Source organism: Inhella crocodyli (genome assembly GCF_004004565.1).
Lineage (GTDB): Bacteria > Pseudomonadota > Gammaproteobacteria > Burkholderiales > Burkholderiaceae_C > Inhella > Inhella crocodyli.
Genome location: NZ_SACM01000003.1, coordinates 195,635 through 219,611 on the forward strand (window position 1 = coordinate 195,635; position 23,977 = coordinate 219,611).

A 23,977-nucleotide genomic window follows, 5' to 3' on the forward strand; every position below is an offset into this window, starting at 1 on the left:
GAAAAGTCGCCAGCCTATCGACAATTGCCCCCTTATGCCTGCTGCCCCCCAGAAACAACGCATCGTCGTCGGCCTCTCCGGCGGCGTCGACTCCGCCGTCACCGCCGCCCTGCTCAAGCGCGAGGGCCACGAGGTGATTGGCATCTTCATGAAGAACTGGGAGGACGACGACGACAGCGAGTACTGCTCGTCCAACGTCGACTTCGTGGACGCGGCCGCGGTGGCCGAGGTGGTGGGCATCGAGATCGAGCACGTCAACTTTGCCGCCGAGTACAAGGACCGCGTCTTTGCCGAGTTCTTGCGCGAGTACCAGGCCGGGCGCACGCCCAACCCCGACATCCTGTGCAACGCCGAGATCAAGTTCAAGGCCTTCTTGGACCACGCGATGCGCCTGGGGGCCGACGCCATCGCCACCGGCCACTACGCGCGCCGCCGCGTGCTGCCCTCGGGAGAGTCGCAGTTGCTCAAAGGCTTGGACCCGCTGAAGGACCAAAGCTACTTCCTGCACCGCCTCACCCAAGCCCAGCTCAGCAAGGTGATGTTCCCGGTGGGCGAGCTGCCCAAGACCGAGGTGCGCCGCCTGGCCACCGAATGGGGCCTGCCCAACGCCAAGAAGAAGGACAGCACCGGCATTTGCTTCATCGGCGAGCGGCCGTTCCGTGAGTTCCTGAACCGCTACCTGAGCCACGCGCCGGGCGACATCGTGGACGAGCGCGGCCGCAGGCTGGGCGAGCACGTGGGCCTGAGCTTCTACACCCTGGGCCAGCGCCAAGGCCTGGGCATCGGCGGCGTGAAGGAAAAAGGCAGCCCGCGCGGCGGCGGCGAGCACGCGCCCTGGTTCGTGGCCGCCAAGGACCTGGAACGCAACCGCTTGGTGGTGGTGCAAGGGCACGAGCACCCGCTGCTGCAAAGCCCGGCCCTGCGCTTCACCGATCCCTCGTGGATCGCCGGCCCGGCGCCGGCCGATGGCCGCTACGCCGCCAAGACCCGCTACCGCCAGGCCGACGCCCCCTGCGCGCTGCAGGGCGATCGCCTGGCCTTCGACGACCCGCAGTGGGCCGTCACGCCCGGCCAAAGCGCCGTGCTGTACGACGGCGAGGTTTGCCTGGGTGGCGCGGTGATCGAGCAGGCCGAGCCCCTGCCCCGCGCATGACCAACGTCGCGCCGGCCCGGGCCCGCTAGGCTTCGGCCGTGCCGCCTTTGCCTCCCCACCCGCCCACCGCCCGCCCCTGGCTGGACCGCCTGGTCGAGCCCACGGTGGCCCTGCGCGGCGTGGCCCTGGCCCTGGTGCTGCTGGAGCTGCGCGCCGCCTTGGCCGCCCTGACCGGGGCCGCCGCCGAGCCCTTCGACGGCCTGATCAACCAGCTCTGGCAGCTTGGCGGCGGGGACGCCCGGGACCGCGCCCCCCTGCTCTTGAGCTTGGCGCTGATGCTGCCCACGGGCTGGGGCCTGTGGCGATTGGCGCGCCAGCAGCACATCGACACCCCGCCGGCGCACGTCTGGCTGTGGTTGCTGGCCCTGGATCTGCTGGCCTTCGCCGTCACCCCGGCCCTGGCCTTCATCGTCACGGTGCTGGCCGGCGTGATGCTCAGCGCCCGCGCGGCCCTGGCCTTTGCCGCCTTGCAGGTGCTGTTGGCGTTGGGGCTTTACGCCCTCTTGCCCAGCGAGGCGCAGCGGCAGGAGCAGTCGCTGGGCCTGATGCCGGCCCTGTTCACCCAAGGCCTGTGGATGGTGGCGCTGTACGGCCTGGGCTTCGGCCTGGGGCGGCTCACGGCCTCGCAGGCCGACAAGCGCCGCTGGCTGCAGGCCATGCTCGCCGAGCGCCTGTCGGCCGAGCAACTGCACGACGAGCAACTGCGCTACAGCGAGCGCCTGGGCCTGGCCCGCGAGCTGCACGACCTGATGGGCCACCACCTGACCGCGTTGAACTTGCAGTTGCAGCTCGGTGAGGCCTTGTTGGCCCGCGCGCAAGGCCCCGCCGCCGCTGGCGCCTTGGCGAAGGCCCGCGGCGTGGCCGAGCAGCTGCTGGCCGACGTGCGCGAAGCCGTGAGCCTGCAGCGCGAGCAGGCCCGCATCGACCTGTCGGCCGCGCTGCAAACCTTGGCACAAGGCATCGACACGCCGCGCATCGCCTTGAGCCTGGACCCCGAGGCCGTGCGCGACCTCGGCCCTCGCACGGCCCACGCCCTGTTGCGCTGCGTGCAGGAGGCGGTGACCAACTGCGTGCGCCATGCGCGCGCCAGGCACCTGAGCATCGAGGTGCGCACCGACGGGACCGAGGTCCTCATCCGCATCGACGACGATGGACAGGGCCAGCCCAAGCTCAAACCCGGCAACGGCCTGACCGGCATGCGCGAGCGCCTGACCGAGCTTGGCGGCAGCCTGTCGGTGCTGCGCCAACACCCAGGCTTTTTGATCGAAATGCGCTGCCCGCGCGACACGGAGACCCACGCATGAACGCCCCCGTCACTCCCATCCGCGTGCTGCTGGTCGAGGACCAGCAACTGGTGCGCGAAGGCCTCAAGGGCCTGCTCGCGCTGTGCCCTGACATCCACCTGGCCGGCGAGGCCGAGGACGGCGCGCAGGCCCTGACCATGATCCAGGCCGACCCGCCCGACGTGGTGCTGAGCGACATGCGCATGCCGCGCCTGGACGGCATCGGCCTCATCCGCGCGCTGGCCGCCCGCGCGCTGGCCGTCCCCGTGGTGCTGCTCACCACCTTCGACGACCGCGAGGCCTTCGACGAGGCCGCGCGTGCCGGGGCCAAAGGCTTCCTGCTCAAGGCCATCAGCGTGGACACCCTGGCCCAGGCCCTGCGCGACGTGGCCCAGGGCGGCCTGGCCCTGCGCCCCGGCCTGACCGAGCGCGCCACGCGCCCCGGCGCCACCGAGCGGGCCTTCGAAGGCCTGCCCGACCCCGAGCCGCTCAGCCCCAAAGAGCTGCAGGTGTTGCGCCTGGTGGCCTCGGGCCGCTCGAACACCGAGATCGCCACCTTGCTGGGCAACAGCGAGGGCGTGATCAAGAACCACTGCTCGGCCATCTTCGCCAAGATGGGCGTGCGCGACCGCACCCAGGCGGTATTGCGGGCCATCGACCTCGGGTGGATCTGAGCCCCTCGCGGCCATGAAAAAGGCGACCCGAAGGTCGCCTTTCTTTTGGGGCCGGTGAACCGAGGTTCAGGCGGCGCGCTTTCGGCGGCGTGCAACGCCGGCGCCGATCAGGCCCAGGCCCACCAGGGCCAGGGTGGCGGGTTCCGGCACGTCGGTGGGCGGCACCACGTCGAGGTTGGCGTCGAACCACAGGTACTGGTTTTGCACCACGGCGTTCAGGCCCGCGGTGGTCGAACCGGCCAGCACCTTGCTGTTGCCTTGGCCGTCACCGAAGCCCACCGCGGCCACCGTGCTGGTGCTCGTGCGCTCCCAGCCCATGCCTTGGTAGAAGAAACCGATCTTGCCCTCGCCCACCGGCACCTCGAACAGGTCGCTGCGCAGCACCAGCTGGAAGCTGTTCAGCGCGCTGGCGTTGTTGCTGAAGTAACCCACGCGGTCCCAGGTCACGATCAGTTGGTCGGCGCTCAGGTTGTAGTGCACCAGGCCCGAACCGGCATTGCGCGTGTCGACGTCGCCGAACCAGGGCGAGATCACGGGGGCGTTGGCGCCCGTGGGGCCGGTCGGCACGAAGGCCGAGATGCCGGCTCCGAAGCTCACGTTGCCGTTGTTGTTGATGTACAGGCTGTTGTAGGTCGTGCCGAAGTAGGTGACGTTGAAGCCCAGGGCCAGCTGCATGAAGCCGTCGTCGTTGCGACCGCTGGCGTTGCCCACGTTGGCCGCGTTGCCGCCACCGGTGGTGACGATGTTCGGGCCGAGGTTGGTGGTGTAGTAACCACCGGCCGTGTAGACGCCGGGCGAGTCGTTCAGCGCGGTTTGCGGGATGACGACGACGTCGGCCTGTGCCGCGGTGGCAGCCACCAGGGCGAGGGCCGAAACGGCGCAACGGAATGCATTCATGTAGTGCCTCTCTGATTGGTATCGGAATGCAACACCGCGTTGCACCCTTCAGAGAAAGCGAATCCCGTGCCAGCCTAGCGTTTTCCCTAGCGCCACTGGGGCGATCGCGGGCAGTTGGGCGGTCCAACGACGCAGGACGCACCCGGCCTGTCAGCGCCCCCGACAGGGCACCAGCGCCACACACCCCCCACGTCTGCGGGGTCACTGCCCCTTGAACAGGCCCTGGAACTGGCGCGAGACCGGCAGCTTTTCGCTGCGGCCCTTCAAGGTCAGCACCATGTTGTTTTCGTCGACGCGCACGGCGCTGGCGATGTGCCGGCTGTTGACCAACACCGAGCGGTGCACCTGCCAAAAGACCTCGGCGTCCAGCGTGGCGATCAGTTCCTTCAAGGGGGTGCGAATCAAGGCCTCTTGGTCGGCGGTCACCACCCGGGTGTAGCGCGTGTCGCTCTCGAAAAAGACCACCTCGTCGGGCTGGATGAGCTTGATCTCCTTGCCCACGCTGGCCTGGATGGGCCGGCTCGCCGTCGCGCGCGGCGGCAGCAGGGACTGCAAGAGCTGCGTCAGGTCGGGGGCTGCGGGGGCGGGCGTCGTGCGCGCCCGCAGCTTGTCGATGGCGCGCTGCAGGCGCGCATCGTCCAAGGGCTTGAGCACGTAATCGATGGCCCCGGCGTCGAAGGCCGCCAGCGCGTGGTCGTTGAAGGCGGTGACGAACACCACTTGCGGGGGCGTGGCCAGTTGGCTGGCGCGTCGGGCCACGTCCAGGCCGGTGAGGCCGGGCATGCGGATGTCCAGGAAGGCCACGTCGGGCTCGTGCTCCAGCACGGCGTCCCAGGCATCGACGCCATTGGTGGCGGCCGCCACAAGCTGGGCCTGCGGCCACAGCCGGGCCAGGGCCGCCTTCATTTGCTCGCGGGGGCCTTCCTCGTCGTCGGCGATCAGGATCTTGCAGGCGGTCATGGGCGGTCTTGAATGAGCACCTCGGAGCGGCAGCCGCTGCCGTCGGGGTGCAAGGGTTGGAGGGTCATGGTGGCGCGCTCGCCCCACAGCTGGCGGAAGCGGTCGCGGGTGTTGCTCAAGCCCAGGCCAGGCTTGAAGGGCTGGGGCAGGCCGGCGCCGTCGTCGTCGACGCGCACCAAGGCGCGCCCGTCGGGCTGACGCTGACTGCGCAGGGTCACGGTGCCGCCGCGCAGCGCCGGCTCGATGCCATGGGTGATGGCGTTCTCCGCCAGCGTCAGCACACTGCCCGGTGGCACCAACAGGCCGTCCAGCGCCGGGTCGTGGTCGATGGACCAGCGCAGGCGATCGCCCAGGCGCGCTTGCATGATCCCGAGGTAGGTGCGCACCAGCGCCCACTCTTCCGTCAGGGGCATGCTTTCCCGCTCGAACAGGGGCAGGGTGGCGCGCAGGTAGGCGGCCAGGTCCTTGAGCAAGGGGGCGGCGCGGGGGTCGTGTGTCTCCACCCAATGCGTCAAGCTGGCCAGGGTGTTGAACAAGAAGTGCGGGTGGATCTGGGCTGTGGCCAAACGCCGCGTCAGCGCCAGCTGTTGCTGTTGATCGGCGATTTCGCGAAGCCGCGCCTCGATCTGGGCCACGCGAAAGATGACCATCAACAACCAGCTCGTGACGATGAAAACGTACGTGCCCAGGAAGGCCACACCCACGGCCTCGTGCCCTTTGCCCAGCCATGCCGCCAAAGCGAACAAGGTCAGCACCAGCACGCCGACCGAGGCGTAGCTCGCTTGCCCCAGGCGTTTTCGACTGGGCACCCGCCACAACCATCGCGACGCCGCCAACACGGCCCAGGTCAGTGCCATCACCCCGGGGACGAAAACAGCCATCAATCTCACCGGCCATTGCATCGCCATGAGCGCGAGCAAGGTGATGACGTTGAAGTACAGGTAGGAGTCCACCCCGGCGGGCCAGGGCTGCTGCCCGGCCACGGCCAGCTCCTCGGCGCTGAACACGCGGCGAGGCCCAGGACACACCCACTGGGTCCAGTCCTTCCACCAGGGGCGTGAATCGGCGGGCGAGGTCGTCATGGGCGGCAGTCTAGGAAGCCCGGCCGCACGCCGCGGCCCCCAAGGGGCGAATGGCGGACATCAAGCGACGAGCTGCCCCTGCCGGAACACCGCCAGCGTGCCCGGCGCCAGGCGGACCCAGGGCTCGTCGGGCGTCAAGGGCTCGGTGGCCACGATGGCCACGCGGTCGCTGGGGCGGGTGTGCTGGGCAAAGTCCACGCTCAGGTCGTCGTCGGCCAAGCGCGCGGCGCCAAAGGGGTCGGCGCGCAGCAGGTAGTGCAGGTTCGTGCTGGCGTGCGCCCACAGGGCCTCGCCGTTGCTGAGCAGCAAGTTGAAGGTGCCCTGGGCGTGCAGTCGGGGCAGCAGCTCGCGCAAGGTCAGGGTGAGCTCGTCGATGCTGGGCACGCGGCAGTGCGCCTTGGCCAGTTCCTGCATCAGCCAGCAAAAGGCGTGCTCGCTGTCGGTGTCGCCCACCGGACGAAAGGCGCCGTGCAAGGGCGGGCGGAAGGTTTTCAAGTCGCCGTTGTGGGCGCCCACCCAGTAGCGGCCCCACAGCTCGCGGCTGAAAGGGTGGCTGTTTTCGAGGGCCACGCGGCCCTGCGTCGCCTTGCGGATGTGCGCAATGACGACCTCGCTGCGAATCGGGTAGCGCTTGATGGCCTCGGCCAAGACCGAGTCCTTGGCGCTGTTGGGGTCGACGAACAGGCGCAGGCCCTTGCCCTCGAAGAAGGCGATGCCGAAGCCGTCCGGGTGCTCGCCCGCGCGGGCGCTCAGGCCGGCAAAGCTGAACATCACGTCGGTCGGCACGTTGGCGTTCATGCCCAGGAGTTGGCACATCGCGCTTACTCCAGGAACAGGCGGTGGATGGCGCGCAGGCTCACCAAGGTGCCCGGGTTGCTGGTCTCTTCCAGCACCCCGCTCATGCGCTGGCGCAGCTTGGCGCTCTTGCGGCCCCGCCAAATCAACAGATCGGCCACCCAGGGGTGGCGGTTGACGCGGTTGGCCCGCTCGTACATGCGGAACTTCGGCCGCAAGGCGTCCAAAGCCGCCTCGTAGCGGGCTCGCGCGGCCGCGTCCTCGCCCTGGGCCAGCAGCGCGTCGGCCGCGGCGATGGCGGTCTGCATGGCCTTGCCGATGCCCTCGCCCGTGAACGAGTAGGTGCTGCCCGCGGCCTCGCCCACCACCATCAGGCCCGGGCGGCTGAAGCGCGCGCCTTCCAGGCTGCAGCGCAGCGGCGCGCCTTTCAGTTCGCCCACCAAACGCCCCTCGCGCATCAAAGCCGCCGCCGGTGGGTGCGCCGCGACGAACTGGTCGAAGACCTCGCGCAGGTTCACGGCCTTTTTGTGGCCCTTGCCGTCGATCGATTCGTGGCTTTCCGAGATGCCCACGCCGATGTTGAAGTGGCCGTCCGGGGCCGGGAAGATCCAGCCGTAGCCCGGACGTACCGCCTTGCTCCAAACCACCTCCAGCTCGGTGATGCGCCCGACCATGGAGGGCGCGTGCACATACCCGCGCAGCGCCACGCAACTGGGCGTGTGCCGCGTGCACATCCCGGCCGCCTGCAGGGCCTTGGGCACCGCACCGGTGGCGATCAGCACCCAGCGCGCGCGGCGCTCGACGAGGGCCTCGCCGCACTTCAAGCGCACGCCCACCACGCGACCCTCAACCTCGAGGGGGGCTTCGAAGCGGGCCTGCTCGAACACCGCACCGGCGTCGATCGCGGCGCGCAGCAGCAACTCGTCGAGCTGGCGGCGGGGCAACACGGCCAGCGAGCCGGGCACGTCCAAATGCCCGCCCCGCGGCCCCACCGCGCGCACATGGCGCACGCGCTGGGCCTTCTCCATCACCGCGTCCAGCAGGCCCAAGCGGGCCAGGGCCTGGTGCGCGTCCGGGATGAGCCCGTCGCCGCAGACCTTGTCGCGCCCGATTGGCTGTTGGTCGACGACCAGCACGCGCCAGCCGGCCTGCGCCAGCACCCGCGACGCAGCACTGCCTGCCGGGCCCGCGCCCACCACCACCACGTCCCAGTCTGCTGCCGCCATTGCGCTTCGAGCCTCGTCCATCGCTGGCATTGTCCCCATGAAAAAAGGCCCCGCGAGCGGGGCCTTTTGGGGGACGCAAGTACCGACCGGGATCAGAACTTGTAGGTCACGCCGACGCGGAAGGTGCGGCCGCGCACGTCGTACAGGCTGATGTCGGTCAGGTTGGTCCAAGCCGGGTCGAACGGGGGCATCTTGTTCAACACGTTTTGGATCGACAGCGACGCGCTGAGGTTGGCGTCGAAGGCGTAACGGCCGAACAGGTCCACCGTCGTGCTCGACCCCGTGCGGGCCGGCAGCACGCCGTTCTGGAAGCGCGGGTCTTGCGGCGTGAACCACGACGAGGCCAGGGCTTGCTGGTAGAAGCTGTGCGTGTAGTTCACGCGGGCCGTCAGCGCCAGGGCGCCTTGGTCCAGGCTCACCGACAAACCAGCGCGGGTGCGCGGGATCGTGTTGGAGCCGGCGTTGGTGCCCACGTACTCCACACCGTCTTCCTTGAAGCTGTGGATGTAGGTCACGTTAGCCGTCGTGGTGATGCGACCGATGTCGGTGGCAAAGCGCAGCGAGCCGTCCAGGTCGAAGCCCGAGGTGATGCGCGAGGCCAGGTTCTCGTAGTTCGACAAGATGGTCACGACGCCGTTCGTGCCCGACGTGGTGTCACGCAGCACTTGGGCGGTGCTCGGGCAGGGCGTTCCGCTGAAAGGCACGCCACCGTTCGGGCAGGTGGCGTCGATGATGTCCTGGAAGGACTTCGACGACACCACGTTGCGCCAGTCGATGCGGTACCAGTTGGCGCCGAAGCTGACGTCCTTGGTCGGCTCGAACACGACACCCACGGTGGCGCTCTTCGAGGTCTCGGCCTTCAGCTTGGGGTTGCCCGAGTACACACCCGACACCTGACGAACCACATCGTCTTCAGGATCGGTCACCGTCGTGAAGAAGGTGGCTTCCGAGGGCGAGATTTCCGGCAGGGTCGGGGCGCGGAAGCCCTTGCCCCAGTTGGCGCGAACCAGCATGCCGTCCATCACGCGGTACTTCACGCCGACCTTCGGGGTCGTGGAGGTGCCGTAGTCGCTGTAGCGGTCCATGCGGACGGCCAACTGCGCTTCCAGGTCCTTGATGAAGGGCAGCGACAGTTCGCCGTACACCGAGGTGTTGGTGCGGCTGCCGTCGGTGGCGGTGATGCCCTGACCCAGGATGTCGCCGTTCTTGGCGATGGCGGCCGGGCGGTCCTTGATCGCTTCGCGGCGGAATTCGAAGCCGATGCCCAGGCCGATGTCGCCACCGGCCAGCGAACCGACGGTCGTGCTGGCGCGGGTGTCGACCATTTGCAGGTCGGAAATGGCGGCGCGCTCGAAGTTGGCGCGCATCAGGTCGCGCACGGCGGCCGAGTTCAGGCTCGGACGGTCCACGTTGTACTGGATGGCGCCGGTGGAGCCCGCGATGGGGGTGGGCGGCTGCGGGGTGCTGGGCACGCCGAAGGCGGTGCTCGTGCCGGCCTTGCTCAGGCGGTTCAGGTTCAGCGTGGTCGTGTCGCTGCGCGAGATGGTCACGCCGCTGTCCAGGTCCCAATCGCCCAGGGTGTAGGTCACGCCGGCCAGCACGCGCGCGGTGGTCGAGGTGATCTCGCTGTTGCGGGTGCCCATGTCGTTCAGCACGCCGTTGTAACGCGCGGGGGTGCTGAAGGGGTTGCCGCTGGCGCCAGGGCCGAAGGTGATGTTGTAGGTGAACGGACGCAGGCCGGCCGGGGTCTGTTGCAGGCCCGTGGTGCCGGCAAAGAAGGTCGACTGGAAGGTCTGTTCGGTTTCGGTGCGGCTCAGGCCGGCTTCGACGAAGGCCGTGGCGTTGGCCGACAGGTCGAAGGTGGCGCGACCGTAGCTGTTCAGGCGCTTGGTGCCCGGCAGCGCGGTGAACTGCTTGTTGTAGTCGAACGTGCAGAAGGTGCTGTCGGCACGGCCACCGATGCCGGTGGTGGCGTTCAGGTTCGCAGCCGTCGGCTGGATCAAGCCAGCGGCCAAAGCCTGGTCGCGGGTCATCACGGTGCCGCCGATTTGCGAGCACTCGCTGATGGCGCGGTACTGGTTGGTGAAGGCCGTGCCGGCGGCGTTCAGTGCGCGCCAGGTGCCAGCACCCGTCAGCGACTGCAGGTTGCGGCCACCGACGCGATCGCGGAAATCACGGGTCTTCAGGTACTCGGTGTCCGACTGCAGCAGCAGGTCGCGCTGGTAGTAGTCGATCGTGCCGAAGACGTTGAAGCCCGAGGCGGCACGGTCGCCGTAACCGAAGGTGCCGGTCACGCGGGTGTCGTTCTTGCCTTCAAAGAAACCGGCGTTCGCGCGGATCTCGGCGCCCTTGTAGTCCTTGCGCAGGACGATGTTCACCACGCCGGCGATGGCGTCGGAGCCGTAAATGGCCGAGGCGCCGTCCTTCAAGATGTCGATGCGCTCGATGGCGCTCGTCGGGATGGCATTCAGGTCAACGAAGGTGTCCTGCAGGTTCTGGGCGTAGCCATAGCCGGCGGTGCGGCGGCCGTTGATCAGCACCAGGGTCGTCTTCTGGCCCAGGCCGCGCAGCGAGATGCCGGCAGCGCCCGGGGCGAAGCTGTTCGAGAAGCTCTCACCGAAGCTGCCCAGGTTGGAGGGCAGGTTGCGCAGCACGTCGGCAGCGGTCGGCTGACCGGTGCGCTCGATCTGCTCGCGGGTGATGATTTCCACCGGCGCGACGGTTTCCTTGTCCAGGCGCTTGATGTTCGAGCCCGTGACTTCCACGCGCTCCAGCTGCTGGGGCTGGGCAGGCGGGGGGGTTTGGGTTTGGGCCATCACAGCCGAGCCGCTGACGGCGACCAACGCGGCCAGGGCCAGTTTGGAGTGTTTGAACACGACTTCTCCAGTTGACAAAAACAAAGCCCGACGCCGGTTGGCGTCAGGCACCAAAACTTGGGTGGAGCCGGCCCGTGGGCCGCCGTAACACCAAGAAACGGGTGCGATTTTTTGACCGCACCCCATTTCAGCACCCTAGGGCGAACCCGTCGCCAGGGCGGTTCGGCAGCGGCATGGGCCTAGGGTTGACGCTAAGTGCTTGAAATCAAAGCGAGATATCCGGCCAACGAAGGCTCCCAGCGGGCGCCAAGCCCTGGACGGCCGTGACTCAAAAACAACATCGCACCACGGTCGATGGCCCAAGCCCCCAAGCGACTCAAGGATTCACACCCTCCCGCTTGACAGCCCAGACCCCTGCCTCGCGGACCCCTGGCCGCCCCTCCAAATGCAGCAAAGCCCGGCATTGCCGGGCTTCGTCGCTCAAAAACACCCGATCGGGCTCGTTCAGCCCACCTTGACCCGCAGGCGCCAGGCGTGCAGCAAGGGCTCGGTGTAGCCGCTGGGCTGGGCCAGGCCCTGGAACACCAGGTCCAACGCCGCCTGGTAAGCCGGGCTGGGCGAGGCCGTGCCGATGCGTGGGGCCATGGGCGTGTAGGCCGGGTCGCCGGCGTTCTGCTGGTCCACGACCGCGGCCATGCGCGCAAAGGTGGCGCGCACCTGGGCCTCGCTCACCACCCCGTGCAGCAGCCAGTTGGCGATGTGCTGGCTGCTGATGCGCAGCGTGGCCCGGTCTTCCATCAGGCCGACGCCGTGGATGTCGGGCACCTTGCTGCAGCCCACGCCCTGTTCGACCCAGCGCACCACGTAACCGAGGATGCCCTGGACGTTGTTGTCGAGCTCTTGCTGGCGCTGCTCGGGCGTCCAGGCGACCACCACGTCATTCGGCGCCACGGGGATGGTGAGCAGGGCGTCGCGCAGCGCGGCCCAGTCGGGCGTTTGCGCTTCCAAGTCACGCTGCACGGCGGCCACGTCCACGCGGTGGTAGTGCAGCGCGTGCAGGGTGGCGGCCGTGGGGCTGGGCACCCAAGCGGTGTTGGCGCCGGCCTTGGGGTGGGCGATCTTTTGCTCGAGCATCGCGGCCATCAGGTCGGGCATGGCCCACATGCCCTTGCCGATCTGGGCGCGACCGCGCAAGGCGCCGTGCAGGCCGCGCAGCACGTTGAGCTTCTCGTAGGCCTGGATCCAGCTGGAGGCCTTCATGTCGGCCTTGCGCAGCATGGGGCCGGCGTGCATGGCGGTGTGCATCTCGTCGCCGGTGCGGTCGAGGAAGCCGGTGTTGATGAAGGCCACGCGCGAGCGCGCCGCGGCGATGCAGGCGGCCAGGTTGGCGCTGGTGCGGCGCTCCTCGTCCATGATGCCCAGCTTGACGGTGCTGTCGGGCAGGCCGAGCAACTGCTCCACGCGACCGAACAGCTCGCAGGCGAAGGCCACCTCGGTGGGGCCGTGCATCTTGGGCTTGACGATGTAGACGCTGCCTTGGCGGCTGTTCTTGAAGGGGCCACTGCCCTTGAGGTCGTGCAGGGCGATGGTGACGGTGACCAGCGCGTCGAGGATGCCTTCGGGGATCTCGCCGCCGCTGCCCAAGCGCACCGCCGGGTTGGTCATCAGGTGGCCGACGTTGCGCACAAAGAGCAGCGAGCGGCCCGGCAGCGTCAGCTCGCCGCCATTTGGCGCGGTGTAGCGGCGGTCGGGGTTCAGGGTGCGGGTGATGGTGCGGCCGCCCTTGTCCAGGGTCTCGCTCAGCGTGCCTTTGAGGATGCCGAGGTAGTTGCGGTAGGCCACGATCTTGTCGTCGGCGTCCACGGCGGCGACGGAGTCTTCCAGGTCCAGGATGGTGGACAGCGCCGCTTCCACCAGCACGTCGGCCACGCCGGCGGCGTCTTGCGCGCCGATGGGGCTGTTGCGGTTGATCTGGATTTCGAAGTGCAGGCCGTGGTGATTCAGCAGCACGGCGCTGGGCGCGTCGGCCGCGCCTTGGTGGCCGGCGAACTGGGCCGGGTCCTTCAAGGCGCCCACACCGTCCACCACCAGGGCGCCGTTCACCACGCGGTAGCCCTTGGCGTCGGCGTGGCTGCCGCCAGCCAGGGGGGCGGCTTCGTCGAGGAACTGGCGGGCGAAGGCGATGACCGCCGCGCCGCGGACCGGGTTGTACTTGCCCGCGCGCTCGCGGCCCTCGCTCTCGGGGATGGCGTCGGTGCCGTAGAGCGCGTCGTACAGGCTGCCCCAGCGGGCGTTGGCGGCGTTCAGCGCATAGCGGGCGTTCATCACCGGCACCACGAGCTGGGCGCCGGCCTGCAGGGCCAACTCGGCGTCGACGTTGGCGGTGGTGGCCTGGGGATCGGTGGGCTCGGGCTGCAGGTAACCGATCTGCGTCAAGAAGGCCTGGTAGGCCGGCATGTCGGCGATGGGCCCCGGGTGGGCGCGGTGCCAAGCGTCCAGTTCGGTTTGCAGGCGGTCGCGTTCGGCCAGCAGCGCGGCATTGCGCGGCGCCAGGTCGTGGGCGATTTGGTCGAAACCGGCCCAGTAGGCCTCGGGGCTGACGCCCGTGCCGGGCAGCACTTCTTCGTTGACAAAGCGGTGCAGCGAGGCGGCGACTTGCAAGCGGTGGACGGACACGAAGGCCATGGCGAACTCCTGAACAACACGGGATGGCGCCAATTTAGGCGTGCACAGGCTTAGGATTCACGCAGTCTGAGCGAATCATTCGTGCAAAAAAGTCATGGATAAGTTCAAGCAGCTCGAAACCTTCGTGGCCGTGGCCACCAAAGGCAGCCTGACGGCCGCGGCCGCGCTGGAGGGCATCGCCCCCGCGGTGGTGGGCCGGCGCATGGACGCGCTCGAGGCCCGCCTGGGCGTGCTCTTGATGCGCCGCACCACGCGCAAGCTGACGCTGACGCCCGAGGGCCAGGCCTTTCTGGAAGACGCCCAGCGCCTGCTGGCCGAGTGGGCGGCGGCCGAGGGCGCCGTGAGCGCCGGCAGTGTGCAAGCCAAAGGCCATTTGCGCGTGACGGCCCCCGCCGGCTTTGGGCGCCGGCACGTGGCCCCCTTGGTGCCCGGCTTCCTGGCCGAGCACCCCGGCCTGAGCCTGAGCCTGAACCTGTCGGACCGCGTGATCGACCTGGTGAACGAGGGCTTCGACTGCGCCGTGCGCGTGGGCGACCTGCCCGACTCCAGCCTGGTGAGCCAGCGCCTGGCCGACAACCGCCGCCTCGTCGTGGCCACGCCCGAGTACCTGAAGCGCGCTGGCACGCCCCAGCACCCCAGCGACCTGGCGCGCCACCACTGCCTGATGCTGAGCAGCGAGGCCAGCCAAACCCGCGGCTGGGCCTTCCAGGTCGACGGCAAGGTGGTGCACCACCGCCGGAGCGACCGCAGCGGCGGGCGCCTGGACTGCACCGACGGCCAAGTGCTGCACGACTGGTGCCTGCAAGGCCTGGGCCTGGCCTGGCGCAGCACCTGGGAGGTGGCGGGCGACCTGCAGTCGGGCCGCCTGGTCAGCGTGCTGGACGCCTTCGCCGCGCCGCCCAACGGGGTCTACGCCGTTTACGCGCAGCGCGCGCACCAACCCTTGCGCGTGCGCCTGTGGATCGAGCACTTGAAGCGCCACTACGCGCGCAGCGAGTACTGGATGCGGGTGGGCGGGTGAACGCCAACGCGCTGGCGGCGGTGCTGGCCGCCGCGCTGCTGCACGCGCTGTGGAACGTGGCGGCCAAGCACGCCCGCCGCGGCGAGGGCGACGCCGTCGCCTTCCAGGCCTTGACCGCCGGGGCCGTGGTGCTGCTGTGGGCGCCGGCCGCGCTGTGGTGGGGCAGGGCCGAGTTGCCGCACTGGGGTTGGCAGGCCTGGGCCTTGGTGATGGCCAGCGGCGCGGTGCACCTCCTCTACTTCAGCAGCCTGCTCACCGGCTACCGCGTGGCCGACCTGACCGTGGTCTACCCCATGGCCCGCGGGAGTGGCCCGCTATGGACGACGATGACCGCCGTGCTGCTGCTGGGCGAGCGCCCCTCGGGCTGGGGCTGGGCGGGCCTGGCCACCATCGTGCTGGGCATGGCCCTGCTCACCGGCCTGCTGCGCCGCCGGCCGCTGACGGCGCCGGTGCGGGCGGGTCTGCGCTGGGGTGTCCTCACCGGGGCCCTGATCGCCAGCTACACGGTCATCGACGCCTACGCGGTGAAGGTGCTGCTGCTCAGCCCACTGCTGGTGGACTACTTCGGCAACCTGCTGCGCCTGCCGCTGCTGCTGCCGGCGCTGGCCCGCAAGCCCGCGGGCACCCTGGCCAGCACCTGGCGCGACACCTGGCGCTCGGTGCTGATCGTGGGCACGCTGGCGCCGGCCGGCTACATCCTGGTGCTGTGGGCCTTGCAATCGGCGCCGCTGTCGGCCGTGGCGCCGGCGCGCGAGTGCTCGATGCTGTTCGCCGCCCTGCTGGGCGGGCACCTGCTGCAAGAGGGCGACCGCTGGGCGCGGGGGCTCGGGGCCCTGTGCATCGCCGCCGGGGTGGCCCTGCTGGCCGGTGCGTGACCAAGGGCATCCCCCAGACGGGCGGGGAGCCTGTCGGTCTTGCGCAACAGGGCCTGGCGGCCTTCCCGCCCCTTTCAGAATGCGCGCCGGCACTGCCTCGGCGGCGCCACCGTCCTCACCAACATTTCAAGGGAGTTCCATGAAAAAGTTTGCCCCCCTGCTGCTGGCCGCGCTGCTGTCGGCCCCCGCCATGGCCAACGAAGGCGCCGTGTTCGGCCTCGACTACGGCCACACCAAGGTGTCCGATTCCGACCTCAGCGGCAACGGCCTGGGCCTGTTCGGCGGCTACCGCTTCAGCGATTCGGTCGCCGTTGAACTGGGCTACCGCCAGCTGTTCAACGAAACGACCCGCGATTTCGGCACCCCGGTCAAGATCAAGGGCACCGCCCTGCAGGCCTCCGTCCTCGGCTACCTGCCCCTGAGCAAAGACTTCTCGCTGTTTGGCCGCCTGGGCTACAACCGCCTGAAGGCCAAGGCCAGCGCCGGCGTGGCTTCGGCCAGCAGCTCGGACAGCAAGGCGCTGTTCGGCGTGGGCGCCGAGTACAGCTTCACGAGCAACGTGTCGGGCCGCTTCGAGTACCAGAAGCCCGCCAGCGACACGAGCTCGCTGCTGTTCGCCGTGAAGTTCGGCTTCTGATCGACCGGTCAGCCCCAAAGAAAAAGCCCGCCTCGGCGGGCTTTTTTCATGGGCCGGTGCGGCTCAGGCCGACAGGCACTCTTTCATGAACTTCTTGCGATCGTCGCCGGCCAGGTTCTTGGTCTTGGCGTCGGCGTTGCAGGTCTTCATCTTTTCTTGCTGGGCGGCCTTCTTGTCCACCGGCTTGGCCGACAAGCATTGCTTCATGTGGGCCTTGCGCTCGTCGCCGGCCAGGTTCTTGTCCTTGGCCTCGGCATTGCACATCTTCATTTTTTCTTGCTGCGGACCGGCCCAAGCCTGGGGCGCTGCCCAGACCGCCGCCACCGTCATCAGCACCGCCACGATCGTCGTCTTCATGTCGCTCTCCTGGTTCAAGGGTTGAGTGGGGGGACCACGGCGCCGATGCTAGGGGCATGACCCCGGCGCCGCCAGGGCTTTACGCTTCGAAACGCCCGCCTGGAGGGGGTTCCCCCTTTTGGGGGCTGGGCCATCGGGCTTGCCCCGGGGCACAAGCGACGCGATTGGACCAACACTGCCGCATCGGTGGCCCTCCCTCAGGGCGACCCCATCGAGCAAAGGGACGTGTCAGATGCCATTCCCCTGGAGCCGGACCCCCTCGGGAGGCGACACCGCCTCTGAGGCGTCGGACGACCAACGCCGGTCGAGCCCTTCGGCGCCGTCGCCAGCGGTGTGGGTGGCCCTGGGCCGCTCGGCTTCCTCCTTGGGGCAGGGGGCGGCCGAGGTGCGCGGGGTGCTGGACGACACGCACAAGGCCGTGGAGAACCAACACCAAGCCCTGGACGCCTTGGCGGCGTCCTTGGCCCAAGTCGCCCAAGCGCAATCGCGCATCCAAGACAGCACGGCCCACAGCAGGCAAACGGCGCACAGCGCGGCCCTGGCGCTGCAGCAGTTGGGGGCCGAGGTGCACGACATCGCCAGCAGCCTGCGCCAGGTCAGCGAAGCGGCCCAAGACATCACGCAGGTGGCGCTGAACACCCGGCTGGTGGCCTTCAACGCCACGGTGGAAGCCAAGCGCGCGGGCGAGGCTGGGCGCGGCTTCGCCGTGGTGGCCGACGCGGTGAAGGACCTGGCCGGTCGCGTTGAATCCACGAGCAAGGCCATCGTGAACTCGGTGCAGCAACTCGACGCCCGCATCGAGCGCTTGCGCGCCGAGTTGCAGCCCGATGCCCAGGCGGGCGCACCGAGCGCTGGCATCCACGGGGCCATGGCCGCCATCCAGCAGGACGTGGCCGCCATGGCCGCGGCCGCCCAAAGCTCGGCCGCCGTCACGCAGGCCTTGGACGCGCAAGCCCACGCTCTGCAATCGCAGCTCGGCGGCACGCTGGGCGGCTTGGCGCAAGCCGTGCGGCACGCCGATGGCTTTTTGACCATGAGCGAGCAGCTCATCGACACCATCGCCGAAACCGGCGTCGAAACCGACGACAGCCCTTACATCCGCGCCGCCCAACGCTGCGCGCGCGAGATTGCCCAGCGCCTCGAGTCGGCCTTGCAGCGCGGCGAGATTGCACTGCCGGCCTTGTTCGACAGCACCTACCGCCCCCAGGCGGGGACGGACCCGGCGCAGTTCCTGACCGACTTCAGCGCCTTGGCCGAGCGCTGCTTCCCGGACGTGCAAGAGGCGGCCTTGACACTGAGCGACAAGGTGGTGTTTTGCATCGCCGTGGACCGCAACGGCTACGTGCCCATGCACAACCGCGCCGTGAGCCACGCCCAGCGACCCGACGACCCGGTTTGGAACGCGGCCCACAGCCGCTGGCGACGGATCTTCAACGACCGCACGGGCCTGGCCAGCGCCCGCAACACCCGCCCCTTCCTGCTGCAAACCTACCGCCGTGACCTGGGCGGCGGCAAGACCATGGTGCTCAAGGAGTGCGCGGCGCCCATCACCGTGCAGGGCCGCCACTGGGGCGGCCTGCGGCTGGCCTACAAGTTCTGACTCAGAGGATGCGGCGCGGATGCGCCAGTTGGTCGTGCGCCGCATGCAGGCGGCGCACCAGCACGCCGATGAAGGCGCGGTCGAAGCGGTGCTGGGTTTCGGCCGACAGCGAGCCCAGCAAGGCCGGCGTGAATGACACCGTGGTGCAGACGTCCACGACGCGGATGTCGGTGCTGTGCTTGCGCATCTCAGGGTTGGGCGCGAGGTAGGCCATCTCACCCACCGAAGTGCCCGCGCCCAGCGTGGCCACCACCTTGCCGTCGCGCACGACCTCCACCCGGCCCACGGCCAGGATGTGCACGCTGTTGCCCTCGTGGCCGCGCTTGTAGATGTGATGCCCCAGCGGGTAGCGACGCCAGCGGGCGCGGCGCACCACTTCCCACAACTCGATGTCGCCGAAGTCCTTGAAAAACTCGAGCGAGCGCAGCAGGTTGAAGCGCTCGGAGTCCTTCACCTCGGTGAAGCGGGCCAAGGGGATGAGTTGCTTGGCGACCAAGTCGGCCAGGGCCTTGGAGAACTCGGCCCAGTCGGTGAAGCGGTCTTCGGGGCGCTTGGACAGGGCGCGCTGGATCACGCCATCGAGCTCCATGCCCACGCCCTCCCGCAACTCGATCAAGGGCTTGGGGGCCTGGTGGTAGATCTGGTTCATCAGCGCAATCTGGCTGGGCGCCTCGAAGGGCGCGCGGCCACTGATGAGGTGGTAGAGCACCGCGCCCAGCGCGTACTGGTCGGCGCGGGCGTCGATGTCGCCACCGTCCAACTGCTCGGGCGGCATGTAGGCCAGGCTGCCCACGCGGTGCACCTGGGTCTGCTCGCTGTCGAGGTGCAAGGCCGACCCGAAGTCGGTGACTTTGACGTCCACCACCTGACCGTACTCGTCGAGTACGGCCAGCAGGTTGGCGGGCTTGACGTCGCGGTGGATCACCCCGTGGCGGAAACAGTAGTCCAGGGCCATGCCGCACTTGAAGCCGAGTTCGACGATCTGGTCCAGGGGCAGCAGGCGGTCGGCCCGGCAGAAGTGCTTCAGCGTGACGCCGGGCACGAATTCCATCACCAGGAAGGGCGCCTCGGCGTCGAACACCGCGTCGAGGATGCGCACGACGTTGGGATGCTGCAGGCGACCGGCCAAGCTGGCCTCGGCGGTGAAGAAGTGGTCCCGCATGTTCACCGCCCCGTCGGCGCTGCGGCTGGTGTCGCGCCAAGTTCGCACGCGCTTGACGGCCACGTCCTGCCCAGACACCGGGTCGTGGCACAGGTACACGTCGCTGGTGGCGCCCTCGCCGAGACGGCGGGTCACCTTGTAGCGACCGACGTACGCCGGCAGCTCCAGCTCCGGCAGCGTGGTGCTGGGCGCAAAGCCGCTGGAAGGCAGCGCGTCGGTGGCGGTGGGATCGCTGGGCATGGGCGTCCATCCTGCCACCAAAGGCGGCACGCCGCCCTCCATAGAATGCCCAGCATGATTCATGCCACCCAGGCCCTGCTCGACGCGTTGGCCGCCGCCTTGCGCGAGATCGCCCCCGAAGCCCCCCCGGCTGCCGCCTTCGAGCAGCCCAAGCAAGCCAGCCATGGCGACCTGGCCATCACGGCGGCCATGGGCCTGGCCCGCAGCCTGAAAAAGAACCCCCGCGAACTGGCCACCCAGCTGGTGACCGCCTTGGAGGCCCAGCCCGCGGTGCAGCAATGGGTTGCCTCGGTGGAAATCGCCGGCCCCGGTTTCATCAACCTGCGCCTGAAGCCCGCTGCCAAGCAGGCCGTGGTGGGCGAGGTGTTGTCGGGCGGCGCCGCTTTCGGCCACCAAGCGCCGACCGCGCGCCGCGTGCTGGTGGAGTTCGTCTCCGCCAACCCCACCGGTCCCTTGCACGTGGGCCACGCCCGCCAAGCCGCGCTGGGCGACGCCGTGTGCAGCCTGCTGGCCACGCAGGGCCACCAGGTCACCCGCGAGTTTTATTACAACGACGCCGGCGTGCAGATCGCCACGCTGGCGCGCAGCACCCAGTTGCGCTTGCAGGGCTTCAAGCCGGGCGACGCCTGCTGGCCCACCGACCCGGAGAACCCCGAGAGCAAGGGCTTCTACAACGGCGACTACATCCAAGACATCGCAGACGCCTTCTTGCGCCAGGAAACCGTCACGGCCGACGACCGGGCGTTCACCGCCAGCGGCGACGTGAACGACCTGGACGGCATCCGCCAGTTCGCCGTGGCCTACCTTCGCCACGAGCAGGACTTGGACCTGCAGGCCTTCGGCCTCAAGTTCGACAACTACTTCCTGGAAAGCAGCGTCTACGCCAACGGGCGCCTGGAGGCCGCCGTGCAGCGCATGGTGGACGGCGGGCACACCTACGAGAAGGACGGCGCGCTGTGGTTCCGCTCGACCGAGTACGGCGACGACCAAGACCGCGTGATGCGCAAGCGCGAGGGCGGATTCACCTACTTCGTGCCCGACGTGGCCTACCACGTCAACAAGTTCGAGCGTGGCTTCACGCAGTGCATCAACATCCAGGGCACCGACCACCACGGCACCATCGCCCGCGTGCGCGGCGGCCTGCAGGCACAGGGCCTGGGCATCCCACAGGGCTTCCCGGACTACCTGCTGCACAAGATGGTCACGGTGATGAAGGGCGGCGAAGAGGTCAAGATCTCCAAGCGCGCCGGCTCGTACGTGACCCTGCGCGACCTGATCGACTGGACCAGCCGCGACGCGGTGCGCTTCTTCCTGATCAGCCGCAAGGCCGACACGGAGTTCGTGTTCGACATCGACTTGGCCCTGAAGGCCAACGACGAGAACCCGGTGTTCTACGTGCAGTACGCCCACGCGCGCATCTGTTCGGTGCTGCGCCAGTGGACGGGCGACGTGCGCGCGGCCGACACCGCCCTGCTCACCGCCCCCACCGAGTTGGCGCTGATGACCCTGCTGGCCGAGTACCCGGCCATGTTGAGCCGCGCCGCACAAGGATTGAGCCCGCACGACGTGGCCTTCTACTTGCGCGACCTGGCCGGGGCCTTCCACAGCTACTACGCGGCCGAGCGCTTCTTGGTCGACGACGAGGCCTTGCGCGGCGCGCGCATGGCCCTGCTGACCGCCACCCGCCAAGTGATTGCCAACGCCCTGGGCGTGCTCGGCGTTAGCGCCCCAGAGCAAATGAACCGCGACCCCGAAGCCACCGAGCCCAGCGAGGAAACTGCATGAGCGTCAACAAGAAACCCGGCGGCGCCGGCGACCAACGCGGCGGCTTCGGCCTGGGCTTGATCGTGGGCCTGCTGCTGGGCCTGGCCATCGCCTTGGGCGTGGCCCTGTACGTGACCAAGGTGCCCATCCCCTTCGTCGACAAGGTGCCGCAGCGCAGCGCCGAGCAGGACGAGGCCGAGGCCAAGGCCAACAAGGACTGGAACCCCAACGCGCCGCTGAGCCCGGGCCACGCCAAATCGCGCGCCACGAGCGCCAGCGGCGTGGTGGCCCCGGCCCCCACCGTGGCTTCGGCCCCCACGGCCACGGCCCCGGTGGCCGCCGCAGCGACCAAGCCGGCGGCCAGCGCCGCCGCACCGGCCCCCGCGCCGGCCGCGGCCGCCTCCAAGCCCGAGGCCGGTGGCGTGGTGTTCTTCGTCCAGGCCGGCGCCTTCCAACAGCCGGCCGAGGCCGAGCAGCAGCGGGCCAAGCTCGCCATGCAGGGCTTCAACGCCAAGGTGTACGAGAAGGAAAGCAACGGCCGCCTCGTCTACCGCGTGCGCATCGGCCCCTTCGACGCCAAGGCCGACGCCGAGAAATTGCAGGCCGATGTCGAGGCCGCCGGCCTCGAGGCCGCCCTGGTTCGCGCGCAGCGCTGAGCCCTTACCCACCCCCGACCGTCACGGAGTGACCATGACCCGTCTGAACCGCCGCCACGCCACCTTGGCCACCGCCACCGCCCTGGTGGGGGCCGCCGGCCTGAGCCCCAACGCCTCGGCGCAGAACGTCGCCTTGCAAGAAGGCCGCAACTTCCGCCGCTTGCCCAAGCGCCTGGCCAGCACGCCCGGCAAGATCGAGGTGCTGGAGTTCTTCCTGTACACCTGCCCGCACTGCTTCGATTTCGAGACGCAGATGGGCCCCTGGATCAAGACCCTGCCGGCGAACGTCGAGTTCAAGCACGTGCACGTGGCCTTCCAGGCGGTGACCAAGCACTACCAGCGCCTGTACTTCGCGCTCGACGCCATGGGTGTCGAGAAGCAATTCCGCTCGGTGATCTTCACGGCCATCCACCGCCAAGGCAATCCGCTGGACACGCCCGAGGCCGTGGTCAAGTTGCTCGGCCCCTTGGGCCTGGACGCGGCCAAGTTCAACGCCACCTTCAACGCCTTCGGCGTGAACGCGCGCATCAACAGCGCCAACCAACTGGCCGCCGCGTACACCATCGACGGCGTGCCGACGCTGGGCATCGGCGGCCTGTACCTGACCTCGCCGGAGATGGCCCGCAATGGCGAGCGCGTGCCCGCCGACGTCAGCGGGCAGCGTGCCGTCGCGATTGCCAACCAACTCATCGCCAGCATCAAGGCCTGAAGGCCCCACGCCCCATGCGCCCCCTCGTTCTCTGCCTGGCCCTGGTGGCCCCGTTCGTCCCGGCGGTCCACGCCGCGCAGGGCGACCGCACGCGCCCCCTGGCCATCGAGAACGACGGCGGCGGCGTCTTCAACGCGCAAACGCGGCGCACCGAGTTCAGCGGCAAGGTGCTGCTGACCCAAGGCAGCTTGCAGATGCGTGCCAACCGCCTGGAAGCGCAGCAGCGCGACGACGGCAGCGTCTTCGTGTTGGCGCAAGGCGCGCCCACGGAGCCCGTGCGCTTCGAGCAGGCGCGCGACGTGCCCGGCGAGCGCATCGCCGGCCAGGCCGAACGCATCGAGTACGACAGCGCGGCCGAGACGGTGCGCTTCGTCGGCGGCGCCACCGTGCGCCGGCTGCGCCAAGGCCAGGTGGCCGACGAGGTGACCGGGGCGGTCATCGTCTACAGCAGCCGCGCCGAAACCTTCGCGGTGGAGGGCGGGCAGACCGCGCCGCAACCGGGCGGCCGGGTGCGCGTGATCATGATGCCGCGCGACGCCGCCGGCGCACCGGCCGGCGCCTCGGGCGTGCCCCTGCAAACCACCCCCGCGCTGGCGCCGCCTGCGACCCCACGATGACGGCCGCCCCCTCGCGCCTGGAGGCCCAGGGCCTCCAAAAGAGCTATGGCGTTCGCAAGGTCGTCAAGGACGTGCACCTGGCGGTCAGCGCGGGCGAGGTGGTCGGGCTGCTCGGCCCCAATGGCGCCGGCAAAACCACGACCTTCTACATGGTGGTGGGCCTGGTGCGGGCCGACGCCGGCAGCATCCACATCGACGGCCAGGCCGTGCAAGGCCTGCCCATCCACCGGCGCGCAAGACTCGGTCTGAGCTACCTGCCCCAAGAGGCTTCGATCTTTCGCAAGCTGACGGTGGCCGACAACGTCCGCGCGGTGCTGGAGTTGCAGCTCGACGAACGCGGCAAGCCCTGGCCCCGCGACCGCATCGAATCGGCGCTGGACGAGTTGCTGGGCGAGTTGTCCATCGAGAAGCTGCGCGACTCACCGGCGCCCGCCTTGTCGGGCGGCGAACGCCGTCGCGTGGAAATCGCCCGCGCGCTGGCCACGCAGCCGCGCTTCATCCTGCTGGACGAGCCTTTCGCCGGTGTGGACCCGATCGCGGTGCTGGAGATCCAACGCATCATCGGCTTCCTCAAAGCACGCGGCATCGGGGTGCTGATCACCGACCACAACGTGCGCGAGACCCTGGGCATTTGCGACCGCGCTTACATCATCAGCGAAGGCGCGGTCCTGGCCGAAGGGCGTCCCGACGAGATCGTGGCCAACCCCGACGTGCGCAAGGTCTACCTGGGCGAGCACTTCAAGATGTAGGCCCCGGGCCCGCGTCGCG

Annotated in this window: 21 protein-coding genes; 12 read left to right on the plus strand and 9 right to left on the minus strand. The window is 69.2% G+C overall.

The window, feature by feature from the left end; genetic code table 11:
* Window positions 1–34: 34 nt before the first annotated feature.
* Genes mnmA through EOD73_RS11705 form a run of 3 tightly spaced genes read left to right on the plus strand, consistent with a single transcriptional unit; the run spans window position 35 to window position 3,110 of the window.
* Window positions 35–1,153 (plus strand): tRNA 2-thiouridine(34) synthase MnmA, encoded by a 1,119-nt coding sequence (gene mnmA, locus EOD73_RS11695; RefSeq protein WP_127683187.1) that lies wholly within the window; start codon window positions 35–37, stop codon window positions 1,151–1,153.
* A gap of 38 nt (window positions 1,154–1,191) precedes the next feature.
* Entirely contained in the window at window positions 1,192–2,457 is a 1,266-nt protein-coding gene (locus EOD73_RS11700) for a sensor histidine kinase (protein WP_127683188.1), read from the plus strand.
* Window positions 2,454–3,110 (plus strand): response regulator transcription factor, encoded by a 657-nt coding sequence (locus tag EOD73_RS11705; protein ID WP_127683189.1) that lies wholly within the window; start codon window positions 2,454–2,456, stop codon window positions 3,108–3,110. Before EOD73_RS11700 ends, EOD73_RS11705 begins: the two co-directional genes overlap by 4 nt.
* Window positions 3,111–3,176: 66 nt before the next feature.
* Here EOD73_RS11705 and EOD73_RS11710 read toward each other — a convergent pair whose 3' ends face one another.
* From EOD73_RS11710 to EOD73_RS11740, 7 genes are all read right to left on the minus strand, one after another.
* Window positions 3,177–4,007: a PEP-CTERM sorting domain-containing protein gene (locus EOD73_RS11710; RefSeq protein ID WP_127683190.1), complete on the minus strand. Its 831-nt coding sequence runs from the start codon at window positions 4,005–4,007 to the stop codon at window positions 3,177–3,179.
* A gap of 201 nt (window positions 4,008–4,208) precedes the next feature.
* Complete coding sequence (locus tag EOD73_RS11715; RefSeq protein WP_127683191.1) at window positions 4,209–4,967, minus strand: LytR/AlgR family response regulator transcription factor; 759 nt, start codon at window positions 4,965–4,967, stop codon at window positions 4,209–4,211.
* Window positions 4,964–6,049: a sensor histidine kinase gene (locus tag EOD73_RS11720; protein WP_127683192.1), complete on the minus strand. Its 1,086-nt coding sequence runs from the start codon at window positions 6,047–6,049 to the stop codon at window positions 4,964–4,966. The genes EOD73_RS11715 and EOD73_RS11720 overlap by 4 nt, the downstream gene beginning before the upstream one ends.
* A 60-nt stretch (window positions 6,050–6,109) precedes the next feature.
* Window positions 6,110–6,865: a class II glutamine amidotransferase gene (locus EOD73_RS11725; protein ID WP_127683193.1), complete on the minus strand. Its 756-nt coding sequence runs from the start codon at window positions 6,863–6,865 to the stop codon at window positions 6,110–6,112.
* A 5-nt stretch (window positions 6,866–6,870) separates the two neighbouring features.
* The gene (locus tag EOD73_RS11730; RefSeq protein ID WP_127683194.1) at window positions 6,871–8,070 is read right to left on the minus strand and encodes a geranylgeranyl reductase family protein; all 1,200 of its coding nucleotides are present in this window, start codon (window positions 8,068–8,070) and stop codon (window positions 6,871–6,873) included.
* Window positions 8,071–8,162: 92 nt separating this feature from the next.
* Window positions 8,163–10,946, minus strand: a complete 2,784-nt coding sequence (locus EOD73_RS11735) for a TonB-dependent receptor (protein WP_164846049.1) — start codon at window positions 10,944–10,946, stop codon at window positions 8,163–8,165.
* Between the two features lie 444 nt (window positions 10,947–11,390).
* The gene (locus EOD73_RS11740) at window positions 11,391–13,571 is read right to left on the minus strand and encodes a malate synthase G (RefSeq protein WP_127683196.1); all 2,181 of its coding nucleotides are present in this window, start codon (window positions 13,569–13,571) and stop codon (window positions 11,391–11,393) included.
* Window positions 13,572–13,665: 94 nt separating this feature from the next.
* Here EOD73_RS11740 and EOD73_RS11745 point away from each other — a divergent pair, with 94 nt between their 5' ends.
* The 3 genes from EOD73_RS11745 (at window position 13,666) to EOD73_RS11755 (ending at window position 16,104) form a co-directional block, all read left to right on the plus strand.
* Window positions 13,666–14,592, plus strand: coding sequence for a LysR family transcriptional regulator (locus tag EOD73_RS11745; RefSeq protein ID WP_127683197.1), 927 nt, complete (start codon window positions 13,666–13,668; stop codon window positions 14,590–14,592).
* Window positions 14,589–15,467, plus strand: a complete 879-nt coding sequence (locus tag EOD73_RS11750; RefSeq protein WP_127683198.1) for a DMT family transporter — start codon at window positions 14,589–14,591, stop codon at window positions 15,465–15,467. The genes EOD73_RS11745 and EOD73_RS11750 overlap by 4 nt, the downstream gene beginning before the upstream one ends.
* Window positions 15,468–15,606: 139 nt before the next feature.
* Window positions 15,607–16,104, plus strand: coding sequence for an outer membrane beta-barrel protein (locus EOD73_RS11755; RefSeq protein ID WP_164846050.1), 498 nt, complete (start codon window positions 15,607–15,609; stop codon window positions 16,102–16,104).
* A gap of 63 nt (window positions 16,105–16,167) precedes the next feature.
* Here EOD73_RS11755 and EOD73_RS11760 read toward each other — a convergent pair whose 3' ends face one another.
* Window positions 16,168–16,461: a PsiF family protein gene (locus tag EOD73_RS11760; protein ID WP_127683200.1), complete on the minus strand. Its 294-nt coding sequence runs from the start codon at window positions 16,459–16,461 to the stop codon at window positions 16,168–16,170.
* Window positions 16,462–16,798: 337 nt separating this feature from the next.
* Here EOD73_RS11760 and EOD73_RS11765 point away from each other — a divergent pair, with 337 nt between their 5' ends.
* On the plus strand, window positions 16,799–18,061 hold the full coding sequence (locus EOD73_RS11765; RefSeq protein WP_164846051.1) for a methyl-accepting chemotaxis protein: 1,263 nt from the start codon (window positions 16,799–16,801) through the stop codon (window positions 18,059–18,061).
* Between the two features lies 1 nt (window position 18,062).
* Here the strand turns inward: EOD73_RS11765 and EOD73_RS11770 are convergent, their stop codons facing one another.
* A complete protein-coding gene (locus EOD73_RS11770; protein ID WP_127683202.1) occupies window positions 18,063–19,463 on the minus strand; it encodes a serine/threonine-protein kinase in 1,401 nt (466 codons plus the stop codon).
* Window positions 19,464–19,517: 54 nt separating this feature from the next.
* Between EOD73_RS11770 and argS the strand changes: the two genes are divergently transcribed.
* The 5 genes from argS to lptB are packed head-to-tail and all read left to right on the plus strand — an operon-like array spanning window position 19,518 to window position 23,958.
* On the plus strand, window positions 19,518–21,248 hold the full coding sequence (gene argS / locus EOD73_RS11775; protein ID WP_127683203.1) for an arginine--tRNA ligase: 1,731 nt from the start codon (window positions 19,518–19,520) through the stop codon (window positions 21,246–21,248).
* Window positions 21,245–21,883: an SPOR domain-containing protein gene (locus tag EOD73_RS11780; RefSeq protein ID WP_127683204.1), complete on the plus strand. Its 639-nt coding sequence runs from the start codon at window positions 21,245–21,247 to the stop codon at window positions 21,881–21,883. The genes argS and EOD73_RS11780 overlap by 4 nt, the downstream gene beginning before the upstream one ends.
* A 34-nt stretch (window positions 21,884–21,917) precedes the next feature.
* Window positions 21,918–22,592, plus strand: a complete 675-nt coding sequence (locus tag EOD73_RS11785) for a thiol:disulfide interchange protein DsbA/DsbL (RefSeq protein ID WP_164846052.1) — start codon at window positions 21,918–21,920, stop codon at window positions 22,590–22,592.
* A 14-nt stretch (window positions 22,593–22,606) separates the two neighbouring features.
* On the plus strand, window positions 22,607–23,209 hold the full coding sequence (lptA, locus tag EOD73_RS11790) for a lipopolysaccharide transport periplasmic protein LptA (RefSeq protein ID WP_127683206.1): 603 nt from the start codon (window positions 22,607–22,609) through the stop codon (window positions 23,207–23,209).
* Entirely contained in the window at window positions 23,206–23,958 is a 753-nt protein-coding gene (gene lptB, locus EOD73_RS11795; protein ID WP_127683207.1) for an LPS export ABC transporter ATP-binding protein, read from the plus strand. The genes lptA and lptB overlap by 4 nt, the downstream gene beginning before the upstream one ends.
* Window positions 23,959–23,977 lie beyond the last annotated feature (19 nt).